General features: G+C 55.9%; 22 protein-coding genes and 1 pseudogene. 18 read left to right on the top strand and 5 right to left on the bottom strand.

From position 1 onward, the window contains the following. The first annotated feature begins 10 nt into the window (after nt 1-10). On the top strand, nt 11-1,072 hold the full coding sequence (gene yncE / locus JBO43_RS01805) for a 7-bladed beta-propeller protein YncE (protein WP_202673594.1): 1,062 nt from the start codon (nt 11-13) through the stop codon (nt 1,070-1,072). Nucleotides 1,073-1,203: 131 nt separating this feature from the next. Here the strand turns inward: yncE and ansP are convergent, their stop codons facing one another. Next, on the bottom strand, nt 1,204-2,700 hold the full coding sequence (gene ansP / locus JBO43_RS01800) for an L-asparagine permease (protein WP_103945968.1): 1,497 nt from the start codon (nt 2,698-2,700) through the stop codon (nt 1,204-1,206). Nucleotides 2,701-3,019: 319 nt separating this feature from the next. Here ansP and JBO43_RS01795 point away from each other — a divergent pair, with 319 nt between their 5' ends. Then, a complete protein-coding gene (locus JBO43_RS01795; protein ID WP_202673593.1) occupies nt 3,020-4,003 on the top strand; it encodes an aldo/keto reductase in 984 nt (327 codons plus the stop codon). Nucleotide 4,004: 1 nt separating this feature from the next. On the opposite strand, the gene JBO43_RS01790 is transcribed toward JBO43_RS01795, so the two are convergent. After that, nucleotides 4,005-4,895 (bottom strand): LysR family transcriptional regulator, encoded by an 891-nt coding sequence (locus tag JBO43_RS01790; protein ID WP_202673592.1) that lies wholly within the window; start codon nt 4,893-4,895, stop codon nt 4,005-4,007. A 111-nt stretch (nt 4,896-5,006) separates the two neighbouring features. Here JBO43_RS01790 and JBO43_RS01785 point away from each other — a divergent pair, with 111 nt between their 5' ends. Then, on the top strand, nt 5,007-5,405 hold the full coding sequence (locus tag JBO43_RS01785) for a (R)-mandelonitrile lyase (RefSeq protein WP_095282104.1): 399 nt from the start codon (nt 5,007-5,009) through the stop codon (nt 5,403-5,405). Here JBO43_RS01785 and JBO43_RS01780 read toward each other — a convergent pair. Further along, nucleotides 5,402-6,937, bottom strand: a complete 1,536-nt coding sequence (locus tag JBO43_RS01780) for a methyl-accepting chemotaxis protein (protein ID WP_202673591.1) — start codon at nt 6,935-6,937, stop codon at nt 5,402-5,404. The genes JBO43_RS01785 and JBO43_RS01780 overlap by 4 nt on opposite strands. A gap of 457 nt (nt 6,938-7,394) precedes the next feature. On the opposite strand from JBO43_RS01780, the gene JBO43_RS01775 reads away from it, so the two are divergent. From JBO43_RS01775 to JBO43_RS01725, 10 genes and pseudogenes are all read left to right on the top strand, one after another. After that, entirely contained in the window at nt 7,395-8,396 is a 1,002-nt protein-coding gene (locus JBO43_RS01775; protein WP_202673590.1) for an LLM class flavin-dependent oxidoreductase, read from the top strand. Continuing rightward, the gene (locus tag JBO43_RS01770) at nt 8,393-9,514 is read left to right on the top strand and encodes a M20 peptidase aminoacylase family protein (protein WP_202673589.1); all 1,122 of its coding nucleotides are present in this window, start codon (nt 8,393-8,395) and stop codon (nt 9,512-9,514) included. Before JBO43_RS01775 ends, JBO43_RS01770 begins: the two co-directional genes overlap by 4 nt. A gap of 16 nt (nt 9,515-9,530) precedes the next feature. Next, nucleotides 9,531-11,793: pseudogene (locus JBO43_RS22880) on the top strand (NtaA/DmoA family FMN-dependent monooxygenase). Between the two features lie 9 nt (nt 11,794-11,802). After that, a complete protein-coding gene (locus JBO43_RS01755) occupies nt 11,803-12,312 on the top strand; it encodes a GNAT family N-acetyltransferase (protein WP_202673586.1) in 510 nt (169 codons plus the stop codon). A 9-nt stretch (nt 12,313-12,321) separates the two neighbouring features. Beyond that, nucleotides 12,322-13,245: an amino acid ABC transporter permease gene (locus tag JBO43_RS01750; protein ID WP_103945962.1), complete on the top strand. Its 924-nt coding sequence runs from the start codon at nt 12,322-12,324 to the stop codon at nt 13,243-13,245. After that, entirely contained in the window at nt 13,229-14,002 is a 774-nt protein-coding gene (locus JBO43_RS01745) for an amino acid ABC transporter ATP-binding protein (RefSeq protein WP_095282096.1), read from the top strand. The genes JBO43_RS01750 and JBO43_RS01745 overlap by 17 nt, the downstream gene beginning before the upstream one ends. A 9-nt stretch (nt 14,003-14,011) precedes the next feature. Further along, nucleotides 14,012-14,899, top strand: a complete 888-nt coding sequence (locus JBO43_RS01740) for a transporter substrate-binding domain-containing protein (protein ID WP_202673585.1) — start codon at nt 14,012-14,014, stop codon at nt 14,897-14,899. 37 nt (nt 14,900-14,936) lie between these two features. After that, nucleotides 14,937-15,554: a glutathione S-transferase family protein gene (locus tag JBO43_RS01735; protein ID WP_202673584.1), complete on the top strand. Its 618-nt coding sequence runs from the start codon at nt 14,937-14,939 to the stop codon at nt 15,552-15,554. 34 nt (nt 15,555-15,588) lie between these two features. Beyond that, nucleotides 15,589-15,819 (top strand): tautomerase PptA, encoded by a 231-nt coding sequence (gene pptA, locus JBO43_RS01730; protein WP_095282093.1) that lies wholly within the window; start codon nt 15,589-15,591, stop codon nt 15,817-15,819. A 224-nt stretch (nt 15,820-16,043) separates the two neighbouring features. Then, nucleotides 16,044-16,889, top strand: coding sequence for an MBL fold metallo-hydrolase (locus JBO43_RS01725; protein ID WP_237729904.1), 846 nt, complete (start codon nt 16,044-16,046; stop codon nt 16,887-16,889). A 101-nt stretch (nt 16,890-16,990) separates the two neighbouring features. Here the strand turns inward: JBO43_RS01725 and JBO43_RS01720 are convergent, their stop codons facing one another. Further along, the gene (locus JBO43_RS01720) at nt 16,991-17,290 is read right to left on the bottom strand and encodes an ArsR/SmtB family transcription factor (RefSeq protein ID WP_103945957.1); all 300 of its coding nucleotides are present in this window, start codon (nt 17,288-17,290) and stop codon (nt 16,991-16,993) included. A gap of 160 nt (nt 17,291-17,450) precedes the next feature. Here JBO43_RS01720 and fusA point away from each other — a divergent pair, with 160 nt between their 5' ends. Continuing rightward, nucleotides 17,451-19,553: an elongation factor G gene (gene fusA, locus JBO43_RS01715; protein ID WP_095282090.1), complete on the top strand. Its 2,103-nt coding sequence runs from the start codon at nt 17,451-17,453 to the stop codon at nt 19,551-19,553. A 117-nt stretch (nt 19,554-19,670) separates the two neighbouring features. On the opposite strand, the gene JBO43_RS01710 is transcribed toward fusA, so the two are convergent. After that, on the bottom strand, nt 19,671-20,243 hold the full coding sequence (locus JBO43_RS01710; protein WP_103945956.1) for a flavin reductase family protein: 573 nt from the start codon (nt 20,241-20,243) through the stop codon (nt 19,671-19,673). Between the two features lie 136 nt (nt 20,244-20,379). On the opposite strand from JBO43_RS01710, the gene JBO43_RS01705 reads away from it, so the two are divergent. The 4 genes from JBO43_RS01705 to nhoA all read left to right on the top strand — a co-directional run bounded on the left by JBO43_RS01705 (nt 20,380) and on the right by nhoA (nt 24,650). Continuing rightward, on the top strand, nt 20,380-21,072 hold the full coding sequence (locus JBO43_RS01705; protein WP_202673582.1) for an ABC transporter ATP-binding protein: 693 nt from the start codon (nt 20,380-20,382) through the stop codon (nt 21,070-21,072). After that, entirely contained in the window at nt 21,069-22,037 is a 969-nt protein-coding gene (locus JBO43_RS01700) for an ABC transporter substrate-binding protein (protein WP_202673581.1), read from the top strand. Before JBO43_RS01705 ends, JBO43_RS01700 begins: the two co-directional genes overlap by 4 nt. A gap of 39 nt (nt 22,038-22,076) precedes the next feature. Continuing rightward, entirely contained in the window at nt 22,077-23,732 is a 1,656-nt protein-coding gene (locus JBO43_RS01695; RefSeq protein ID WP_202673580.1) for an ABC transporter permease, read from the top strand. A 72-nt stretch (nt 23,733-23,804) separates the two neighbouring features. Then, nucleotides 23,805-24,650 carry an N-hydroxyarylamine O-acetyltransferase gene (nhoA, locus tag JBO43_RS01690; RefSeq protein ID WP_202673579.1) on the top strand — a complete coding sequence of 282 codons (846 nt, stop codon included), beginning with the start codon at nt 23,805-23,807 and terminating at the stop codon, nt 24,648-24,650. Nucleotides 24,651-24,656: the final 6 nt, after the last annotated feature.

Genomic DNA, 24,656 nt, shown 5'->3' with positions numbered 1-24,656 from the left:
GGGAGTCGTCATGTCATTACGTCATCTGTGCTCGCCGCGTCTGCGTGGTTCTTTACTGCTGGGTTCACTGCTGGTAGCGGGTTCGTTTAATGTTCATGCTGCAGAAGAGATGCTGCGAAAAGCGGTCGGCAAGGGCGCTTACGAAATGGCCGTCAGCCAGCAGGAAAATGCCCTGTGGGTGGCAACCACGCAAAGCCGTAAAACGGATAAAGGTGGCGTGGTTTACCGTCTCGATCCGGTCACGCTGGAAGTGACACAGGCCATTCATAACGATTTAAAACCGTTCGGGGCTACCATCAACAGCGCCACGCAAACCCTGTGGTTTGGTAACACCACTAACAGCGCCGTGACCGCTATCGACGCTAAAACCGGCGACGTGAAAGGGCGCCTGGTACTGGACGATCGCAAACGTAGCGATACCGTTAAGCCGCTGCAGCCGCGCGAACTGGTGGCTGATGACACCACCAACACCGTGTATATCACCGGTATCGGCAAAGAGAGCGTTATCTGGGTGGTGGATGGCGAAACGCTGAAACTGAAAGAGACCATCAAGGACACAGGCACCTTCAGCACGGGTCTGGCGCTGGATGCGCAGGCCAAACGCCTGTACAGCACCAATGCGGACGGTGAACTGATTACCATTGATACGGCCACCCACAAGGTGCTGAGCCGTCAAAAAGTGCAGGATGATGGGAAAGAACACTTCTATCTGAACCTGAGCCTGGACACTAAAGGCCAGCGCGCATTCCTGACCGATTCTAAACAGCCTGAAGTGCTGGTAGTGAATCTGAAAGACGGAAAGGTTATCGAGAAGATCGCCGCACCTGAATCGCTGGCGGTGCTGTTTAACCCGACGCGCAACGAAGCGTACGTGACCCATCGCGAAGCGGGTAAAGTCAGCGTGATTGACGCGAAAACCTACAAAGTGACGAAAACCTTTGATACGCCAACCTTCCCGAACAGTCTGGCGCTGTCCGCGGACGGTAAAACCCTGTACGTGACGGTGAAACAGAAATCCACCCGTCAGCAGGAAGCGACCCAGCCGGACGACGTGATCCGTATCGCGTTGTAAACGGCTCTTGTAGGCCGGGTAAGGCGAAGCCGCCACCCGGCGAAAAGAAAAAGGGAAGGCAAAAATGCCTTCCCTTTTTTTGCCCGTCGTCGCTGCGCTTGCGCGGGCCTACGGGGTTTCATCCGCGTCTGTTAACGCGAAGTCTCTTCAACCAATGGACCGTCGTGCTGCGCGTCTTCCGCCAGCACCGGCGCGGTGCTGTGGATCTCGTTCACGCGCTTACGCACACCAAACCAGCCAATCACCAGCAGGATAGCCAGCAGTGGGATCGTGGCGATGGTGTAGGTGCCGTTCGGATAGTCAAACGCCATCAATGCCAGTACGCTGAACAGGAATAGCAGAGTCAGCCACGATGTTACCGGTGCGCCCGGCATTTTGAAGCTCACATCCGCTGCTTTACCTTCTTTGATCGCTTTACGCAGGCGCATCTGGCACACCACGATAAACGCCCATGAGGCGATAATGCCGATAGCCGCTACGTTTAGCACGATCTCAAACACCTGAGACGGCACCAGATAGTTCAGGAACACGCCAAAGACGTAAATCACCAGCGTCGCAAGAATCCCCGCGTACGGAACCTGCTGTTTGCTCATTTTCGACATGAATTTTGGTGCGGAACCGCCCATCGACATCGAGCGCAGGATACGGCCTGTGCAGTACAAACCGGAGTTCAGGCTGGAGAGCGCAGCGGTCAGCACCACGATATTCATAATGCTGCCAACGTAAGGCACGCCGAGCTTAGAGAAGAAGGTCACGAACGGACTTTGTCCCGCCTGATAGGCATTCCACGGCAGCAGCAGCACTAACAGCACCACCGAGCCAACGTAGAACAGGCCGATACGCCAGATAACGCTGTTAATCGCTTTTGGCACCATCGTCTGCGGGTCTTTACATTCACCCGCTGCGGTCCCGACCAGTTCAATCGAGGCGAAGGCAAAAACCACACCCTGAACCAGCACCAGCGCAGGCAGCAGGCCGTGCGGGAAGATGCCGCCGTTATCGGTTATCAGATGGAAGCCGGTCGCGCCGCCGTCGAGCGGTTTTCCGCTGCCGAGAACCACGGTTCCGACGACCAGGAAAATCACAATTGCCAGCACTTTAATAAGTGCAAACCAGAACTCCATCTCGGCGAACCACTTCACGCCGATCATATTCATGGTGCCGACAATCGCCAGCGCACCAAGGGCAAACACCCACTGCGGAACATCACCGAACGCGCCCCAGTAGTGCATATACAGCGCGACAGCGGTGATATCGACAATCCCGGTCATTGCCCAGTTGACGAAATACATCCAGCCCGCCACATAGGCGGCTTTTTCGCCGAGAAACTCACGGGCGTAAGAGACAAAACTGCCGCTGGACGGGCGGTGTAATACCAGCTCGCCAAGCGCACGCAGAATAAAGAAGGAGAAAATACCGCACACCAGATAGACCAGTGCCAGCGCCGGGCCCGCCATTTGCAGTCGTGCGCCCGCACCTAAAAACAACCCTGTACCAATGGCGCCACCGATGGCGATCATCTGCACCTGACGGTTGCCCATCGCCTTGTGATAGCCCTCTTCGTGAGAGTTCAACCAGCGACGTTTCGCAGCGTGATGATCGGCTGCGCTTTTATTGCTTGTTTTCATTGAGATACCTGTTTACCTGTCTGAATCATCTTAGGGATGCCCGTACATGGCCGTCAGCAGACCAATCGATTGCTTCTGTGCGGCCAGATGCCGCCTTTCCAGTCATTCTGCGTATGGATAAGGCAAAACATGGCGAAGCATCCTACCCGCAATCCATAAGCGACGCAAAATATAACCGGCCTGAAATAATACGAATTGAGAGGGACTTATCACAATTGATGAGCCAATTTCATAAGCACAAGCAGTTATGCGCTGTAGTGCTCATAAGAAATGCCCCTTAGAGTGGTGTTGTTCAAAACACAACGCATAAGGTCAACAGATGCAACAGCGACAACTCGGACAAAATGGTTTAACAGTTTCCGCCCTGGGGCTGGGATGTATGGGGTTAAGCTTCGGTTACGGCCCGGCGACGGACAAAGCGCAGGCCATTGCCCTCATCCGTGCGGCGGTTGATCGCGGCGTCACATTCTTCGACACCGCCGAAGTCTACGGTCCGTACATCAACGAAGAGGTGGTGGGGGAAGCGCTGGCCCCAGTGCGCGATAAGGTGGTGATTGCGACCAAATTTGGTTTCGACTGCGCTCAACCTGGCCAGGTGCTTAACAGCCGTCCGGAACATATTCGCGCGGCGATAGAAGGCTCGTTAAAACGCCTGAAAACGGAGGTAATTGACCTCTATTACCAGCATCGGGTTGATCCTGATGTTCCGGTAGAAGATGTTGCCGGAACCGTTGCTGACCTGATCGCCGAAGGCAAAGTGAAACATTTCGGACTGTCAGAAGCGGGCGTCGAGACGATTCGTCGCGCCCATGCGGTGTGCCCGGTGGCTGCGCTACAAAGCGAATATTCCCTGTGGTGGCGCGAACCGGAACAGGCCATTTTACCGCTGCTCGAGGAGCTGAATATCGGTTTTGTGCCGTTCAGCCCATTGGGAAAAGGCTTCCTGACCGGGGCGATCAACGCACAAACTACCTTCGACAGCAGTGATTTCCGCAACCAGGTGCCGCGCTTTAGTGAAGCCTCGCGTCAGGCCAACCAACAGCTGGTGGATCTGGTGCAGCGTCTGGCGGCTGAGCAGGGCGTGACACCGGCGCAAATCGCGCTGGCATGGCTGCTGGCCAAAGCGCCGTGGATTGTGCCCATTCCGGGCACCACTAAACTGCATCGTCTGGAAGAGAATCTGGGCGGAGTCAGCGTGACGTTGTCACCTGAAGCGCTCGGTCGAATCAACCAGGCGCTGGCGAGCATCGATGTGGTCGGCGATCGCTATCCTCAACATCTTCAGGCGCGCGTCGGGAAGTAATTTACGCTTTACGCAGCGCATCGACGAGCAGTGAGAAGGCGGTGGTGTGTTGACGACGACTCGGGTAGTAAAGGTGGTAACCGTCAAAATACGGACACCATGAATCAAGCACCTGGATAAGTTGTCCGCCAGCAATAGCGTGCTGCACCGTATCTTCCGGCACATACGCCAGTCCCAGGCCTGCCACGGCGGCATCAATGCGCTGGGGCAGGCTGTTTAGCGTCAACTGTCCGTCCACTCGTACCCGCAGTTCACGCCCATCCTGTTCAAATTCCCAGGCGTACAGCCCGCCGAGCGTCGGCAGACGCATATTAATGCAACGATGGTTCGCCAGCTGTTCGGGGGATTCCGGGATGCCGAAACGCGCTAAATAATCCGCCGATCCCACCACTACCATGCGCATATCAGGCGCGATGCGTACCGCAATCATATCTTTGGCAACTTGCTCGCCGAGCCGCACGCCTGCGTCAAAGCGACCATCAACAATATCCGTCAGGCCATTGTCCACGGTAACTTCGATGTGAATGTCGGGGTACTGCGCCATAAACGGTTTTAGCACCGGCCACAGCACCGATGACATGGCGTGTTCTCCGGCGGTAATACGAATGTTGCCTGCGGGTTTGTCGCGCATATCACGCAGAGTAGTTAGCTCCTGTTCGATTTCCAGCAGGTGCGGGCTGAGGCGCGTAAAAAGTTGCTCGCCTGCCTCGGTCGGGGCTACGCTGCGGGTGGTTCGGGTGAGCAAGCGCATATCCAGACGGGCTTCAAGATTGCGCATCGCGTGGCTTAACGCCGATTGCGAAACACCAAGCTGGGCGGCAGCGCGGGTAAAACTGCGCTCGCGGGCAACCACCATAAAAGACAGCAGATCGTTGAAATTATCTTTCAGCATGGCGCAGTTCCCGATTTATGAGTTGAGTTCATAGTTCCTTTCTGATTATGCAGTCTAATGCTGCGCCTGGCTTTGCGCTACTGTTAACGCATCAGCAAAACAGGAGGCAACATGAAAATTATCCGTAGTGGTTCGCTACCGTCCGTTCGCGGCCCGGAAGCGTGGTTTAGCGGCACCGTGCGTATCGATGCGCCATTTCAGGCGACGGAACCGGCAGCCGTCGGCGGGGCAACGGTAACGTTTGAACCCGGCGCACGTACCGCGTGGCATACTCATCCGCTGGGGCAGACTCTGATTGTGACGCAGGGGCGCGGGTGGTTGCAGGAGTGGGGTAAAGAGGCAGAAGTGCTTAATCAGGGCGATATCGCGTGGATACCGCCCGGCGTAAAACACTGGCATGGCGCCAGTTCACAAACCGCGATGACGCATATCGCCATCGCCGAATCCGTGAACGGCAGCCCGGTTGACTGGCTGGAAAAAGTGACTGACGAGCAATATCAGGGCCGTTAACCGCCAAATACCGCAATCGCCTGTTGCAGCCGTGTGGTGCGCTGCGTCAGGTGTCTGGCGGCGCTGGTGACATTATCGACCATGCCCGTATTGTTGTGGGTCATCACGCCGATGCGGGAAATCGATTCGTTAATCAGCGTCAGGGCCAGAGTTTGCTCCTGAGTCGCATGGCCGATCTCTTTAATCAGGGATGTCACCTGCAATACGTTGCCGATCATTGCAGTAAGGTGCGTTTCGGTCTGTTCAACCATTGCCACGCCCGCGTTAACGCTGGCGACGTTTTTCTCAATCAGCGTTTTGATCTCTTTGGCCGCCGAGGCCGAGTGCTGGGCCAGATTACGGACTTCCGCCGCCACGACTGCAAAACCGCGTCCTGCTTCACCCGCGCGTGCGGCTTCCACCGCCGCGTTGAGCGCCAGAATATTGGTCTGGAAGGCGATACGGTCGATCACGGCGATGATATCGACGATCTGACTGTTATCTTTCGACACCGACTGCATCATGCCGATGGTCTGTTTCATCGCCGTTTCGCCGCTGTGGGCGCTGCTGCTGGTGCGATCCGCCATATGAATCGCTTCCCCGGCGGTTTGTGCGGTTTGCTGTACGGCGCTGGCAATTTCTTCCACGGCAGCTGCCGTTTGCTGCAAATCATCCGCTGTTTCTTCTGAACGCGCCTGCAACGCCGCGCCTTCCTTTTCCACCTGCTGGCTAATGGTACTGATCCCTGATATTTGGGCCCCGACATCATCCACCAGAGAATTTAGATTCAGACCTGACTGATTAACCAGACGCATCATCATTCCCACTTCATCGACGCGATCGAAATGGAAATAGGCCGGTTTTCGTCCAGAAACGACGTGCTGCATATGATGAACAATGGTTTTTAGTGGACGGCAAATCTGCGCATTAAGATAAAATGCTAACATAATAAAAATTGCCACAAATGCACCGGTTTGCACGATCCCCTGGGGTAATAAAATAGTGGCGAGCAACGTCAGGATCGCGGTGAACGCAATGGCGAAATTGACTCTTTTCGCAATGCTGATTTTTTTAAAAAGCGAAAGAAAAGAAAATAAACCTCGGCGAACCAATAAACCTTTATAAAAACGATAGCGAGTGACCTGGTTATTTCGAACTCTCTCGTAAAGATTTTCGCTGGCTTCAATCTCTGCGCGCGGTGGAATATTTCGGACCGAAATATAACCGGTCAGGGTGTCGTTCTGGTATACCGGCGTGACGTTAGCCCGCACCCAGTAATGATCGCCATTGTGGCGGCGGTTCTTGACAATCCCGGTCCAGCTCTGGCCTTGCTGGAGGGTAAACCACATATCCCCAAACGCCTCTGGCGGCATATCAGGATGGCGAATCATATTGTGCGGCTCGCCGATAAGATGTTCTTCTTTATAGCCGCTGGCCTCAATAAAGGTCGAGTTGGCATAAGTAATATGGCTGTGGATGTCGGTGGTCGACATCAGCGTCGACTCTTCGTTAAGCAAATACTCGCTTTGTGTAACAGGAGTGTTATTTCTCATGAAAAACTCCGTGGTGATGTCAAAAAAACAGAGAAGCCGCCCGAAAAATTATTCAGGCAAGACAGAATTTATTGTTGTGTTTATTACGGCCTGCGCATTCTTCCACAAAAAGGGGTGAACAAGAAAGCACCTAAATTAAATAAATTTTATCTATTAAACTTTGCTTATGTAATGAAATTGCAAACAAACGGAAACGCTATTTTTAATGGCGAATTAAATTCTCACTTTAAGCTAAATATTAAGTGAAATATGAATGCGAAAACTGAAACTCGTGCCGTTATTGCCGGGTGGCGCTTCGCTTACCCGGCCTACAAAACCTGTAGGCTCGCGCAAACGAAGTGCCGCCGGGTGACATCCCATTTCTGATTTCCGGGAAACCAAATGTAAATTAATTGTTTCTCAGAGGTGAAATCGCCCTTTAATAATGACGACATGTTAAGTCAAACGAGAACACAACATGTCCTGGCGAATCAGCATTCTGGATAAAAGCCCTGTCGCGGTGAACGAAACGGCAGCCGATGCGCTGGCGCGCACCTTAAGTCTGGCGAAACAGGCAGAAGCGCTGGGGTTTCATCGCTTCTGGATTGCCGAGCACCACAATACTGCTCAGCTTGCCAGCCCATCGCCTGAGCTGCTCATTGCCTGGATTCTGGGACAAACAAAACACATTCGCGTCGGTTCCGGCGGTGTGATGCTGCAACATTACAGCCCGTATAAAGTGGCGGAGAATTTCAACGTGCTGGCGTCAATTGCGCCTGGGCGCGTTGATTTGGGTGTCGGCAAAGCGCCAGGCGGTTTGCCGCTTTCCACCCGCGCTCTGCAACGTGGCTTGCATCAGGAGGAGAAGGGGGATTTCGCCGATCAACTGACGCAGCTCGATGGCTGGCTCTCTCCGGGAGCAGACGTTCAAGACGACAGCGTCAACGCGACGCCGCTTCCCGCCGCTCCGGCGGAGAAATTCCTGCTCGGTGCCAGCGTCGAAAGTGCACAGCTTGCCGCGAAGCTCGGCTGGAATTTTGTCTTTGCCGCGCATCTTAATGGGGATGCAAATCTCCTGCGCGACGTCCTCGAAACCTGGCACGCCAGCAGCGCGCTCAATGCCATTGTGGCCGTACAAGTCATCGTCGCGCCGACTCAGGCTCAGGCCGATGCGCTGGCCGAAAAAGTTGAAGTCTGGGGCGTTGAACTGGCGAACGGCCAGCGAGTGACGGTCGCCAGCGAAGAACAAGCTTATGCCTTCGCGCGTCAGGCGCAAAGCGAGCCGCTGCGCATCGCCCGTCGCGCTCAGTCACTTATCAAAGGCACGGCAGAATCGGTGCTTGAAGCGCTTGAAACCCTGCATCAGAAGTGGGGAATTGACGAGTTCATCATTGATACTCCGGTCGCTGACGGTCTGGCCCGCACGCAATCCTTGCGCCTGCTGGCACAGGCGAAATTCGCCGGGGAGGTGCTGGCATGAGCCTCGGACAACAGCTGATCGACTGGCGTCGTGAACTGCATCGCCATCCCGAACTGTCAGGTCAGGAAGTCGAAACGACCGCGCGGCTGCGCCAGTGGTTGTCGGACGCCGGGATCACCGTGCTGCCCTATGATATCCAGACCGGCGTAGTGGCTGAAATTGGCAAAGGCGCTAAACAAATTGCCCTGCGCGCGGATATCGATGCGCTGCCCATTGAAGAGCGCAGCGGCGTGGAATTTAGCTCGCAAAATCCCGGCGTGATGCACGCCTGCGGGCACGATATTCACACCAGCGTCATTTTGGGTGCAGCGTTACAGCTCAAAGCCCGCGAAGCGTCACTTCCCGGTCGCGTACGCATTCTGTTTCAGCCCGCTGAAGAGAATTTTGGTGGCGCGAAAAGTCTGGTTCGGGCCGGGGCGCTGCACGATGTGAACGCTATTTTCGGCATGCACAACGAGCCGGGTCTGCCGGTGGGTGCATTCGCCACGCGCGGCGGACCGTTTTATGCCAACGTCGACAGGTTTGTGATCCGCGTGACGGGCAAGGGCGCTCACGCTGCGCGTCCGCATGAAGGATCTGATGCGATCCTGCTCGCCAGCCAGCTGGTCACCGCGCTGCAAAGCGTTGCCAGCCGGAACGTCAACACGCTCGACTCCGTGGTGCTGAGCGTGACGCGCATCGAAGGCGGCAATACCTGGAACGTGCTGCCAGAAAGCGTGGAGCTGGAAGGAACGCTACGCACCCATCGCATTGAAGTACAACAGAATGTCAAAGCGCGCGTTGGCGAAATCGCCGCCGGATTTGCCAGTGCTTTTAACGCTCAAATCGATATCATCTGGTACGCCGGGCCGACTGCGCTGGTGAATGACGAGCGTTGGGCCGATTTTGCCACTTCGGTGGCGCGCGAAACCGGATACGAAACGCAGCACGCAGAGTTGCATATGGGCGGCGAAGATTTTGCCGTCTATTTACAGCATATTCCCGGCGCGTTTGTCAGTATCGGCAGTAATAGTCCATTCGGTTTGCACCATCCGGGTTTTAATCCTGACGAAGCATTAATCGAACCCGCCGCACACTATTTCTCGCAGCTTGCAGAAAAAGCATTACATCAAATTTAATGATTAAGGGGTGAATATGTCTGCAACACGAAAATTGCGTCTGGGAACGATATTACATGGCGCATCAGGGAATATGTCAGCCTGGCGTCATCCGGCGGCTATCGCTGATGCGAGTATTAATTTTGATTTCGTCAAAGAGACGGCGTTAAAAGCGGAAGAGGGGAAACTGGATTTTTTATTCGTCGCTGACGGACTGTATATCAATGAGAAATCCATCCCGCATTTTCTCAATCGCTTTGAGCCGTTGACCGTCTTATCCGCGCTGGCGAGTTTGACGTCGCGTCTCGGCCTGGTCGGTACGTTATCGACTTCCTATAGCGAGCCGTTTAGCGTTGCGCGTCAGTTTGCCAGTCTCGATCATTTAAGCAATGGCCGCGCGGGCTGGAACGTAGTGACCTCCCCGCTGGAAGGTTCGGCAAAGAACTTTTCCCGCGAGAAACACCCGGAGCACGCCCTGCGTTATCGCATTGCTGATGAATATCTCGACGTGGTGAAAGGACTGTGGGATTCCTGGGAAGAAGATGCTTTTGTGCGTAACAAAGCGAGCGGACAATTCTTTAATCCAGAGAAATTACATACTCTGGATCATCACGGTGATTTCTTCCAGGTCGCTGGGCCGCTGAATATTGGCCGCACTCCGCAGGGACGTCCGATTGTATTCCAGGCGGGTGCATCGGAAGACGGTAAAAAACTGGCGGCAAAACATGCGGACGCCATTTTCACCCATCACGATACATTAGAAGAAGCTCAAATCTTTTATCGTGACGTGAAAACTCAGCTGGAATTAAATGGCCGTCGTGCCGAGGAACTGCATATTTTCCAGGGCGTCAGCGTGATTGTCGGAAAAGATGCGGCGGATGTTGAAGATCAGTATCAAACCACCGCCGCGCTGGTGTCGATTAACGATGCGTTGAATTATCTCGGACGCTATTTCGAGCACCATGATTTTAGCCAGTATCCCCTCGACGAACCCTTCCCGGATATCGGCGATTTAGGGCAAAACAGTTTCCGCAGCACCACCGATGAGATCAAACGCAACGCCCGTGAACGGAACCTGACTCTGCGCCAGGTGGCGCTGGAAGCGGCTTCTCCGCGCCCACGTTTTTCCGGCACGGCACAAGAGGTGGCCGATGGGCTGCAACAGTGGTTTGACGCTCACGCCGCAGACGGTTTCATCATTCAGGGCGGTACGCCGGACACTTTCCCGCGCTTTGTCGACACCGTTGTTCCGGTATTGCAGGCTCGCGGCCTGTTCCGCACGGAATATCCGGGCACCACCCTGCGCGAAAGCCTGGGTTTAGACCTGCCAAAAAACCAGTTCGCACAACAATAAGAGAAAACACGCTATGCAGAAATCATCGCTCGTTCTGGCGCTCGCGCTGGCCTTTACCCCTGCGGTCTGGGCAGAGAATGTGAACATTAACGGCACCGGTGTGAGCATCGAGGCCAACAAAACCCCGGTTAACACGCCTAAAAACGGCGATGCCGTGGCTCAGTTGCCGAAGGATTATCGCTTTGCGGTGCCGGGGAAATTCACCGTCGCCGTGGCGGGGCTGAACCAGCCGCCGCTGACCGTGTTTTCGGATGACAACAAAACCCTGCTTGGCAGCGAAGTGGACGTCGCCCGTCTGGTGGCGGATAGCCTTGGACTTGAGCTGAATGTGGTCCCAACCTCCTGGGAAGACTGGCCGCTCGGCGTGGCCTCCGGCAAATATGACGCGGCGATCAGCAACATCACCGTGACCAAAGAGCGCAAAGAGAAGTTCGATTTCGCCACTTACCGTAAGGATTCCCTCGGTTTCTACGTCAAATCGACCAGCCCGATCACATCGCTTAAGACAGCTGAAGATATCGCCGGGCTGAAAATTATTGTCGGGTCTGGAACCAATCAGGAAGCGATTCTGCTGGCGTGGAACGCGGAAAACCTCAAAAAAGGCCTTAAACCATTTACCCCTGTTTATACCAAAGACGATGCGGCGCAAACCCTGGCGCTGCAATCCGGGCGCGCTGATGCATACTTTGGTCCGAACGTGATTGGCGCGTGGAAAGCGGCGCTGAACGGAAAAACCAAACTGGTGGGCAGCGTGGACGGCGGCTGGCCGAAAGCGGCGCACATCGCCGTGACGCTGAAAAAAGACTCCGGACTGGTTGAACCGGTACAGACTGCGCTCAACGGCGTTATCAAAAACGGCGATTACGACAAAGTGCTGAACCGCTGGGGTGAAGGCGTCGAGCGTATCCCGAATTCTGAAGTGAACCCGGCCGGACTCGGCGATTAAGGAGGCCACATGAGCGATCTTTTTCGCGACGTAACGCCTGAAGACGCCGATCTTCAGCCCATCATTGATGGGCTGTTCGCAGAGTACGCGGCGCGCTATGGCGACTACTTTTCCAAAGATGCCGAAATCGAGCTGACCGAGTGGTATCTCACGCCTCAAGGGCTGTTCATCGTGCTGGAGCGCGACGGCGAGATCATCGCCACCGGGGCGTATAAACCTTTCGATGAGCACACGGCGGAAATCAAACGCATCTGGACTAACAAAACGCTGCGCCAGCAGGGGCTGGCCGCACGCGTGGTGCAGGAGCTGGAGCGTCGGGCGGTGCTGGCGGGGTACAGCGGTATCTATCTCACTACCGGTTTTCGTCAGCCGGAAGCGGTGAAACTGTATCTGAGCCAGGGCTACGCGCCGCAGTTCGACCTCGACCGCGATCCGGAAGAGTACAGCCAGCCGCCGTTCGACGGGCGTCTGCGTTTCACCAAAACGCTGGTTCGCGAAGCGTTCAGTAAATCCGCATGAGGAACGACGATGAACAACAACGTTGAAACCATCAAAGTGGTCCCGGCGCGTTATCCGTGGCGCACCGTCGGGGCGATTGCCGCGCTTTTTGTACTGGCCGTCGTCGTTCAGTCGGTAGCCTTTAATCCGCGCTGGGAATGGAGCGTGTTCGCGCGCTGGTTCTTCGATCCGGTGATTCTGGAAGGGGTCGGACAAACTCTGCTGTTGACCCTGATCGGCACGGCACTGAGCGTGGTGCTGGGGGGCATGTTAGCCCTGGCGCGGTTGTCCTCGTCATGGCTGTTGAGCAGCCTCGCGTTTGGCTACATTTGGCTGTTCCGCTCGCTGCCGCTGATCGTGGTGCTGATCATCCTCTATAACTTTTCGTATCTGTACGACACGCTCTCACTCGGCGTGCCGTTCACCAGCATCACCTGGGGGAAATTTGAAACCATCAACGTACTCGGGCAGTTTTCCACTGCCGTAGTGGGGCTGACACTGGTGCAGAGTGCCTATACCGCCGAGATCATTCGCGGCGGTTTTTTGGGCGTCGATCACGGTCAGTACGAAGCGGCCGCCGCGCTGGGTTTACCGGCCTGGCGTCGCACGCTGCGAATTATCCTGCCTCAGGCGCTGCGCACCATTTTACCGTCCGGGTTTAACGAAATTATCAGCCTCGCGAAAGGCACCGCGATGGTGTACGTCCTGGCGATGCCGGAGCTGTTCTACACCATTCAGATGATTTACAACCGCACCCAGGAAGTGATCCCGCTGCTGATGGTCGGTGCCGCCTGGTATCTGGTGATTACCACCGTCTTATCCGTGATTCAGCATGTCGTCGAACGCGGCCTGGCCCGCAGTGAACGCCGCTCGGCGGTGAATCAGTCTCGAACAAGCCAACGCACCCGTTCCGTTACCCCAGCACAGGAGCCTATCCATGCCAGCCTCTCCTGAAGGACATATCTCAATCACCGGCGTCAGTAAGTTCTTTGGCCGCCACAAGGCGCTGGATAACGTGTCGCTTGAAATTCCGCCTGGATCGGTGACGGTGATCCTCGGCCCATCCGGTTCCGGTAAATCGACGCTGCTGCGTACCATTAACCACCTGGAGCGCGTTGACGAAGGCTTTATTCAGATCGACGGGGATTACATCGGCTATCGCCGCCAGGGCGATAAGCTGTATGAATTGAAAGAGAAAGAGATCCTCAAACAGCGCGTCAACGTCGGATACGTGTTTCAAAACTTCAATTTGTTTCCACATCTCACGGTGCTGGAGAACCTGATCGAAGCGCCGATTGCGCACAAACAATTGAGCCGCAAAGAGGCGGTCGAGCGAGCTTATGGCCTGTTGGATGTGGTCGGTTTGCGCGAAAAAGCCGATGCCTGGTCGCGCCATCTGTCCGGCGGGCAACAGCAGCGCATAGCCATTGCTCGCGCTCTCGCGCTGCGACCGCGCGTGATGTTGTTTGATGAACCGACGTCGGCGCTTGACCCGGAGCTGGTGGGTGAAGTGCTGGATGTCATCAAAAAGCTCGCCCGATCCGGCACCACGCTGGTGGTGGTGACGCACGAGATCGGCTTTGCCCGCGAGGTAGCCGACCAGGTGGTGTTTATGGTTGATGGCAAAATAGTCGAGCAGGGCAGCAGCGACGAGGTGTTAAACCGTCCATCCCATGCGCGAACGCGTCAGTTCCTGTCAAAAGTGTTGTAAGGAGTGGGTATGAAATATGGATTTCTGGCGCTGTTGGGCGTCGTATCGGTGAGCCAGGCGAGCATCGATTTAAAAGCCAACGAGCAGCCGTTGCCGGTAACAGTCGATCAAGCCGCGATCGCGAAGATCCCGCAAAATTATAAATTTGTTGAGCCAGGCACGCTGACGGTCGCCATTTCCGCGCTCAATTCACCGCCGCTGGCGCTGCTGGCCAGCGACAACCGTACCCGCATTGGCAGTGACCCAGATATTGCTCGTCTGCTGGCGGGCAGTCTCGGATTAAAACTGAAACTGGTGCCAACCGCATGGGAAGACTGGCCGCTGGGGATCAGCTCCGGGCGCTACGACGTGGCGCTGGTGAATATCGCGGTGACCGAGCAGCGTAAACAGAAGTTCGATTTTGCGACCTATCGCGTCGATTCCCTGGCGTTTTCGGTGAAATCCACCAGCGACGTGCAGTCGATCAAAAACGCTGAAGATCTGGCGGGCAAAAAAGTGATCGTCGGCTCTGGCACCAATCAGGAGCGCATCCTGCTCGGCTGGAACGAAGAGAACAAACAGGCCGGGCGCGAGCCTGCGCTGCCGATTTATCTGACGGATGACGCCTCTGGGAATTTGTATATCCAGTCCGGACGCGCGGATGTGTTCTTCGGGCCACAGTCGGTTTCTGCCTATAAAGCGGCGCTGACCGGAAAATCCCGAGTGGTGGGGTTGGGGCCGAAAAAAGCCTACGTCGCGACAACCACCAAAAAAGGCAACGAGCTGGTGTATGCACTGCAGGCCGCGCTGGACGGGGCTATTCAGCGCGGTGAATATCAACAGGTGCTGGCTCGCTGGGGTGAGCAGGGCGAGGGCGTGGCGCAGTCCGAAGTCAATCCGCCGGGTATTACCTATTGATGTTCTACACTTAGGATTTCTCCTGAGTGGGGGCAGTATGATCAAGGTGTACGGCGTACCCGGCTGGGGATCGGCCATCAGCGAAGTGATGCTGACCCTGGCCGATATTCCTTATCAGTTTATCAATGTCGCCGGGTTTGACTCGCCTGGCCCACAGCGCGTCCTTCTCGAGAAACTCAATCCGCTGTGTCAGGTCCCGACGCTAGAAATGGAAAACGGCGCGGTGATGAGCGAAACGGCGGCCATCGGGATGATGATTCTCGACCGCTGTCCGGATCTGGCGCCGCCTGTCGGCCATCCGGATCGGGCGCAGTTTCAGCGTCTGCTTGTCTGGCTTGTCGCCAATGTCTATCCCACTTTTACCTACGCCGATTATCCGGAACGTTGGGCACCCGACGCGCCGGAACAGCTGCGGGAAAATTGCCTGGCGTATCGTCAATCGCTCTATCTGTGGCTGGATAATCATCTCAAAGCCGCGCCCTGGGCGTTCGGCGAACAGCTTACGCTGATTGACGTCTATATCGCGGTGATGCGCACCTGGGGCCCGCGCCATGAATGGTTTGCTGCCAACACGCCGCATATTACCGCGATCGCAGATTCCGTCTGTCAGCTGCCAGAACTGCACAAGGTGTTAAAAGCAAACGAAATAATCTGATAAGTTGAAACGCTCACAACACAGGAGCCTGCACATGCCACACGTCGATATCAAATGTTTTCCCCGCGATCTGAACGAAGAACAAAAAACCGCACTGGCAGCGGACATCGCCGAAGTGATTATTCGCCATTTCAACAGTAAAGACGCTTCCGTGTCCGTTGCTCTGAATCAGGTGCAACAGGAAGACTGGAAGGCGCAGGTCTGGGATACGGAGATTGGCCCGAAACTGGATGAGCTGATTAAGAAGCCTGGGTATTCGATGTAAGATTTTTGCCGGGTGGCGCTGACGCTTACCCGGCCTACGGGTCCGAAGATTTTGTAGGCCGGATAAGGCGCAGCCGCCACCCGGCAAGGTTTTCAAATCTGCGTAGCTCGATAATAGCCTGAAACACATTTGCCACTTTTTATCGTCTCGTCAGAGGGTTATGCTGATCTAACTCACATTTTCGAGGTCACAACATGACGTTACTGCAGACATTTCAGGCACCCATGATTAACCGTAAAAAAATCGGCAATATGCTGGTTACCATGCTCAGCGATGGGTATCTGGATGCTTCATTTGAACTGCTGTCGGGGATCGATGGCTCAAAAGCCGAAGCACTCCTTCAACAGCGCGGTGTCTCTTCGCTACCGCGAATGAACATCAACGTGTACGTTATCCAGACCGGTAATCAGACTATCCTCGTGGATAGCGGAGCGGGGAATTTTAAAGGCTGGGGCGGACGTTTGCCGGTCGCGCTGGCGGCGGCAGGGATAGATCCTTTACAAATTGACACCATCCTGCTGACACATGCACATCCCGATCATATTGGCGGTATCGCGGGTCCACTGAATACACCCCTCTTTCGTAACGTTGAAAGGGTGTATGTTCACGAGAAAGAGTTGTCTTTCTGGCGCAATAAAACAATTCATGCGAGTGCGCCTGGGGTATTTAATCCGTCTTTTTTACTCGCGCAAAATGCTTTTGCGGCCTACGAGCAGAAACTGGTTCCCTTCAGTCAGGAGGACATTGTGTCTGGAATTCAGGCTGTGCCGTTACCCGGCCATACGCCTGGCCATACTGGATATCTGATCGGTAACGATCAGGAGTCCTTGCTCATCTGGGGGGATATTGTCCATTTCCCGCATATTCAGGTTGAGCATCCAGAAGTGACGATTGCGTTTGATACCGATCCGGTAGCGGCGGCGGGGGCTCGCAAACGTCTGCTGGAACGGGTGGTTTCAGATAAAATCAGCGTAACAGGCATGCATTTTAATTCACCGGTAACAGCCCGCGTGAAAGGGAATGATGCGCGGTTCTCGTTGCAGTATGACGGGTGGTCACCGGAGGTCTAAAGCAGTAATTTAAGCCGGGTGGCGGCTGCGCCTTACCCGGCCTACAAATCACTGCAAACCGTAGGCCGGGTAAGCGTCAGCGCCACCCGGCATAAAAACGACTACATCACCCGCAACAACGTATCCAACAGCCCCGGAAAGCGGGCGTCCAAATCTTCTCTTCGCAACGAAATCATATTCTCGCGTCCCTGTGGGCGCTGCCAGATCACACCGCTGTCGCGCAATACTCGCCAGTGGTGGGTCATCGTCGATTTGGCGATTTCTTCCGGGCGCAGGGCGTTGCAGCTGAGTTCGCTGCCGTCAGCGAGCAGGCGGAGGATCTCCAGTCGCAGCGGGTTGCCGAGGGCTAACAGCACATTTTCCAGCGTGATTTGTTCAGGTTCGGGGTGGTTAGCGATCATAGACTTCCTGGGTTAGCGGACAGGTTGAGCTATCTTAATGATAGGCACACCCTTAAAAAATAGTTCGTATATACTCGTACAATAGGACTATTATAGCAGACGAACACACAGACAACCATTCCGGTTGTACTACTCAAGTCAAACTGACTAAGGATTTATCATGCCCCGACCCGTCCCCCTCGAACGTTATCGCAACATCGGTATCTCCGCGCATATCGATGCCGGTAAAACGACCACCACCGAGCGCATTCTGTTTTACACCGGGATGAGCCACAAAATGGGTGAAGTCCACGATGGCGCGGCAACAACTGACTGGATGGCGCAGGAGCAAGAGCGCGGAATCACGATTACTTCCGCAGCCGTGAGCGCTTTCTGGCCCGGTATGGACCGAAATTTTGAACCGCACCGGATCAATATTATCGACACCCCAGGGCACGTGGATTTCACCATTGAGGTGGAACGTTCAATGCGCGTCCTCGATGGCGCAGTGATGGTGTATGACTCCGTCGGTGGCGTACAGCCGCAGTCGGAAACGGTCTGGCGACAGGCTAACAAGTACCACGTGCCACGCCTGGCTTTCGTCAATAAAATGGACCGCCAGGGGGCTGATTTCTTCCGCGTGGTGCAGATGATGATTGACCGCCTTAAAGCCAATCCGGTGCCGATTGTCATTCCCGTCGGTGCCGAAGAACACTTTACTGGCGTGGTCGATCTCATCAAAATGCGCGCCATTTTGTGGGACGATGCCACCCAGGGTATGACCTTCAGCTACGGGCCGGTTCCGGATGATTTGCTCAGTACCGCGAAAATCTGGCGTGAGAAAATGGTCTCTGCGGCGGCGGAAGCCACTGATGCGCTGATGGATAAATACCTGGAAACGGGCGATTTGGATGAAGCCGAAATCATCGACGGGCTACGCCAGCGCACTATTAAAGGTGAGATCCAGCCGATGCTGTGCGGCAGCGCGTTCAAAAACAAAGGCGTGCAGCGCATGCTCGATGCGGTTGTCGAACTGATGCCGTCGCCCCTCGACGTTCCGGCTATTGATGGCGTGGATGAAAAAGGCCAGCCCGCAGAGCGCCACCCAAGCGACGACGAACCGTTCTCGGCGTTAGCGTTCAAGCTGATGACCGACCCGTACGTCGGCCAGTTGACCTTTATCCGCGTCTATTCCGGCGTGCTGAAAAAAGGCGACGCGGTGTACAACCCGGTTAAAGGGAAAAAAGAGCGTATTGGACGTATTGTGCTGATGCATGCCAACGATCGTCATGAAGTCGATGAGCTGCGCGCGGGAGATATTGCCGCCTGCGTCGGGTTAAAAGATGTCACTACAGGCGACACCCTGACCGATCCGGATCATGTGATCACGCTTGAGCGCATGGAATTCCCGGAACCGGTAATTTCGCTGGCGATCGAGCCGAAAACCAAGGCCGATCAGGAGAGAATGGGCATCGCGTTGCAGCGGCTGGCGGCAGAAGATCCGTCGTTCCGTCTGCACACGGACGAAGAGTCCGGCCAGACGATTATCTCCGGAATGGGCGAGTTGCATCTGGAAATTATCGTCGACCGTATGAAGCGTGAGTTTGGCGTCGAAGCCAATATAGGTCGCCCGCAGGTGACCTACCGCGAGACGTTGCGCAAAGCGGTGAAAGAGATCGAAGGCAAATTTGTGCGCCAGTCCGGCGGTAAAGGGCAGTATGGTCACGTGGTCCTGAGCCTGGAGCCGCTCGAGCCGGGCAGCGGCTTTAAGTTTGAAGATGCCACCAAAGGCGGCGTGGTGCCGCGCGAATACATTCCATCGGTGGAAAAAGGTTTGCGTGAAGCCATGAACAGCGGCGTGCTGGCGGGTTATCCGGTGGTGGACGTGAAAGCGACCCTGACGTTTGGTTCGTATCACGACGTCGACTCCTCGGAAATGGCCTTCCGTATGGCGGCAATCTTCGGTTTTAAAGACGGCGCGCGCAAAGCCGATCCGGCGATTCTGGAACCGGTGATGCACGTCGAGGTGGAAACGCCGGAAGAGTACGCCGGGAATATTATGGGCGATCTCTCTTCTCGTCGCGGGATGGTGCAGGGCATGGACGAACGGTTCGGCAGCCAGATTATTCGCGCTGACGTTCCGCTGGCGGAGATGTTTGGTTATGCGACCACGTTGCGATCCATGTCGCAGGGCCGCGCAACCTACAGCATGGAATTCCACCATTACGCCGAGGCTCCACGCAACGTGGCAGAGGATATTATTGCCAGCCGCGCGAAAGCGTAAATGGTTGCTCCCTCTCTCTTTGGGAGAGGGTCGGGGTGAGGGAACCAAACCGCACCATTCTGTAACAAAGCCCGGTGGCGCTGCGCTTACCGGGCCTACAACACCAGGCGTCGGAGTTTACTCCGGCGCTTTCACCATCTTCCCACTCGTCACAAACGTTCCCGCGCCCAGGTGATGCAATGTATTCAATTTATCCGCATCAAACTGCCAGCGTCCGGCGACAAATGCGCGTTCATCGGCTGCAGCGGCCACCACTTCGCCAAATAACGTATCGTATTTTTCGGCGGCGGAGGTCGGCGGTAATAAGCGGCACTCCATCCATGCCAGGCATTTCTCTTCAATCACCGGCAGGCCCAGCACTGGGCCGTTAATCGCCGGGATTCCATAAGCGTTGAATTTATCTTCATCGCGACCGCTGATGCTGCCGACGGCGTAGGTCCAGTTGGCGGCGGCGACGCCCGGAATGACTATCCCGAACATCCCACTGCGTTCAATCAGCTCGCGGGACCACGCGCTTTTGTCGACCACGATCGCAATGCGCGGCGGTTCAAATTCGACGGGCATCGACCAGGCGGCAGCCATCACGTTGCGCCGGTCGATAGTCTCATCGCGGCTGGTGATAAGCACCGTAGGACCGTGATTCAGAAGGCGGCTCGCATGTTTTAACTCAACGGGACGGAAAGGGGTCATGAGCATTCCTTAATCGGTGGGATAGGGCATTAAACGACTGAAACGCGGATGAAATCAAGCTGCAACCTGCGTGTCATGCCTTCGTCATACAGCCTGCCTACAGTGGCGGACACTAAATCCCAAAGAGGATAACAAGATGGTCAGCGATATCACGCTCAACGGCGTGTCGTACGCCTTTGGTGCGAACACCGTATTAAATCACATCGATCTGCACATTGATGCGGGTAGCGTAGTCGCGCTGCTCGGTCCGTCAGGCTGCGGGAAAAGTACGCTTCTGCGATTGCTCGCCGGGTTAACGCAACCGGCTGCGGGAGAAATCTTCTTTGGTGGACGACAGGTCGCAAGAGCGGGCTGGTCTTTGGCGCCGGAAGCCCGCGACATCGGCATGGTCTTCCAGGATTACGCTCTGTGGCCGCACATGACGGTGGCACAAAACGTGGCGTTCCCCTTGAAAATGCGCAACCTCCCGCGCCGGGAGTGCGAAGCTCGTGTGTCGCAGGCGCTCTCCCGTGTTGGCTTACGCGATTTCTCCGAACGAAAACCTGCCGGATTATCCGGCGGTCAGCAACAGCGTGTGGCGCTGGCGCGTGCCATCGTTGCCGAACCGCGCGTGCTGCTGTTTGACGAACCGCTCTCCAATCTTGACAGCGAACTTCGCGAATCACTGTGCCTGGAGATGGCTGCACTGCTGCGCCAGCTCGGGACCACCGCCGTTTATGTTACGCACGACCGCCGGGAGGCTGAAATCCTGGCCGATCGCATCGTGCATTTGTCTGCGGGCAGCGTCGCTGCCGATCGTTTGATTTCATCCTCAGGGGAGTTCGCATGAAAAAGTCATTTGCCTTCAATAAAGGAGTTTTGCTCGCCGTGGCACTATCTTCCGTCATGATGTCCAGCGCCCATGCGCTGACCGTCTACACCGCAGGGCCGGGGTCGCTGGCTAAAAATCTGGCGACCGGGTTTGAAAAGAAAACCGGGGTCAAAGTCGATATCTTCCAGGCGACCACCGGCAAAGTGATGGCCAGACTGGAGGCCGAGCAGGCTAATCCGCAGGCCGATATTCTGATCTCCGCGTCATGGGATACGGCGGAGGATTTACATCAGCGCGGCTGGCTGTTGCCCTACGTTAGCGTCAACGCTGAAAAAGTCCCGGCGGAGCTGAAATCGGCGGATTACGTCGCTCAGGGCGTGTCGGCGCTCGGCATTGTATGGAATACCAAAAGCGGTACCCCGGAGCCAAAAGAGTGGCAGGATCTGACCACCGATGCGTTTAAAGATAAAGTCACGACGCCCGATCCGGCGCTGTCCGGCGCGTCGCTCGATTTGCTGATCGGTCTGCAAAACGGCATGGGTGATAAAGCCTGGGCGCTGTTTGATGAGCTGAAAAAGAACGGCATGGTTGTCAGCGGCCCGAATGCGCAGGCGGTAACGCCGGTGATGCAGGGGGCTAAAGCGGCAGTGTTTGGCGCGGTAGATTATGTCTCCTACGGCAACATCAATCAGGGCGAATCCCTGAAAGTGATTTTCCCGGCCAGCGGCACGGTGATCGCGCCGCGCCCGATGATGATCCTCAAATCCACGCAGCATGCGGATGATGCCAAAGCCTTCGTCGATTACGTGCTGTCGCCGGAAGGCCAGACAATGGTTGCCGATGCCTGGCTGATGCCCGCGCGTGACGATGTTCAGGCCAAACGCCCACTGCTCAACGAGCTGAAAATCCTGCCAACCAAAAGCGATGGCACCCGCGAGCGCAGCGATATTCTTAAGCGCTTCAACACGCTTTTCTCTCTGTAATTCATCTGACGGGGGCGACCCCGTCTTCAGGATTTCCTCGTGAATCAACGACTTTTATCCGTCATGACGCTGGCGCTGCTGGTGATTCTGGTGGCGTTTCCGCTGGCGTTTATCGTGTTGCAAGCGGTGTTTCCGCAGTTTAGCGCAGGCTCGCTTGCGGGTGCTTTTGGCGGCGTGACTGCGCTCATTGATGAGCCGCAGTTGCCTGGAATGCTGAGTGGGACGCTGCAAATCGCGCTCGGCGTGGCGTTAGTCAGCGCGCTGATTGGCTTTCCGCTCGGCGTGGCACGCGGGCTGTTTAATTTGCCGCTGCCACGTCTGTGGGATCTGCTGTTTCTGATCCCGTTTCTAACGCCGCCGTACATTGCCGCGCTGTCGTGGATGCTGGTGCTTCAGACTAACGGCTATTTGCAGCAGCTAACCGGCATTTCGTTAAACTCCCTTTTGTTCAGCAAAACGGGCATTGTACTGGTGATGGCGCTGAATATTTTCCCAGTGGTTTATTTCGCGGTTTCGCGCAGTTTACTTGCCAGCGGGCAGCGTCTGGCGCTGGTAGCGCGCGTTCACGGGGCCAGCGCGGGCAGGGCATTCTGGCACATTACGTTGCCGATGCTTTCACCGTCTCTGGCTGCCGGAATGCTGCTGGCCTTTACGCTGGCGATCGAAGAGTTTGGCGTTCCGGCGGCGCTGGGAACCCGCGCAGGCGTGGTGATGCTGACGACCAATATCGAGAAGAAACTCGCCGACTGGCCGATCGATCTGTCGGGCGCGTCGATGCTCTCTGTGGTGTTAGTTGCCATTGCGCTGTGCGCCTGGGGCGTGCAGAAAAAGCTGACCGGCAATCATGATGTCACCAGTATCACCGGCAAACCCACTGAAAACATGGGTGCGGAGGCGGGCGTCTGGACGCTGCCCGTGGTGGCCGTGATGGCGTCGGTCGGGATTGTCGCGGTGGTTTTACCCGGCGCGTCGATGGTGATGTCCGGGATGTTAGGCACCTTATCCGGCGGTGTTACGCTGTCTAACGTGACGTTGTCACACTACGCGGCGCTGTTTAGCCAGCAGGGTGATGCGCTTGCTGCACTGGGCACCAGTCTTTCACTGGCGCTGGGTGCGGCCTGTATCACCGGAATGCTCGGCCTGCTGGCTTCGTGGCTGGTGGTGGTGCAAAAGATAAAAGGGCGCGGATTTATCGACGCACTTTCTCTGATGCCCGCTGCGCTGCCCGGCGTAGTGGTCGGCGTCGGATTGATCCTGCTGTGGAACCAGCCGTTCTGGGTAATTTCCCCTTATAACAGCTGGGCAATCCTGCTGTTGTCGTACTGCTGTTTGCTCCTGCCGTGGCCGGTGCGTTATGTCGGTAGCGCATTACGTCAGCTGGGCGGCAATCTCGAACCTGCCGCGCGGGTACACGGCGCATCGGCATTTCAGGCGCTGCGCTTTATCGTGCTGCCGTTAGTCTTCCCGGCGCTGCTGGCGGCGATGCTGATGGTGTTTGCCATTGCCTCGCGGGAACTGGTGACATCACTATTACTCGCGCCCGCCGGAACACAAACGGTGTCGGTCTTTATCTGGCGGCAGTTTGAACAGGGTTCGGTCGGGCAAGGTATGGCGATGGCGACGCTGACGTTAATCACCGGGCTGACGCTGATGCTTACCGCGTTGCACATCATGCAGCGTGGCGCGCGTCGCTAAAAAGCACTTTTGCGCCAGTGGGATCGTAAAAATAGTTTATAAACAGGGAATATCTCTCCAAGGAAGCGAAACATGTCCACATTTTTGAGTGCTTATTTTTCACGTATCGGCTGGCAACAGCCGGTCTCCGTTGACATCGACACCCTGCGAGCGCTGCATTTAAGCCACAACTGCGCGATCCCGTTTGAGAATATTGACGTGGTCATGACGCGCGAAATCCAGCTCGACGATCAGTGCGTTGCTGACAAACTGGTCTCCGCCCGTCGCGGCGGCTACTGCTTTGAGCAAAATGGATTATTCGAACGCGTGCTGCGTGAAGTGGGCTTTGAGGTGCGTAGCGTGCTGGGCCGTGTGATTCTGGCGAATCCGCCGCAAATGCCGCCGCGCACGCATCGTTTGCTGTTGGTGGAACTCAACGGCGAGCGCTGGATTGCGGATGTCGGATTTGGCGGCCAGACGCTAACTGCGCCGATTCGCCTGGTTGCCGGTGAAGAGCAGGCCACGCCGCACGGTGTTTATCGCCTGATGAACGAAAATAACGACTGGGTGCTGCAGTTCCGCCATCACGAGCACTGGCAGTCGATGTACCATTTTGACCTGGCGACACAGTATTTCACCGATTACGTGATGGGCAATTTCTGGTCCGCCCACTGGCCGCAGTCGCATTTCCGCCACCATCTGTTGATGTGTCGACACCTGCCGGACGGCGGAAAACTGACGTTAACTAACTACCACTTCACACACTGGCAAGGCGCTCGCGCCGTGGAAACGGTCAATCTGCCGGATGCCAATGCGTTGTATGCCGTGATGCAGGCGCGTTTTGGGCTGGGTGTGGATGATCCGAAACACGGGTTTTCGCTGACAGAATTAACGGCGGTGATGGCTGGGTTTGATACCCATCCGGAAGCGGGAAAATAGCCTGTA

Source organism: Lelliottia jeotgali (assembly GCF_016771845.1).
GTDB classification, from domain to species: Bacteria; Pseudomonadota; Gammaproteobacteria; order Enterobacterales; family Enterobacteriaceae; genus Enterobacter; species Enterobacter jeotgali.
Note: the sequence above shows the minus strand (reverse complement) of the source record. Positions and strands in the feature narration are given on the sequence as shown.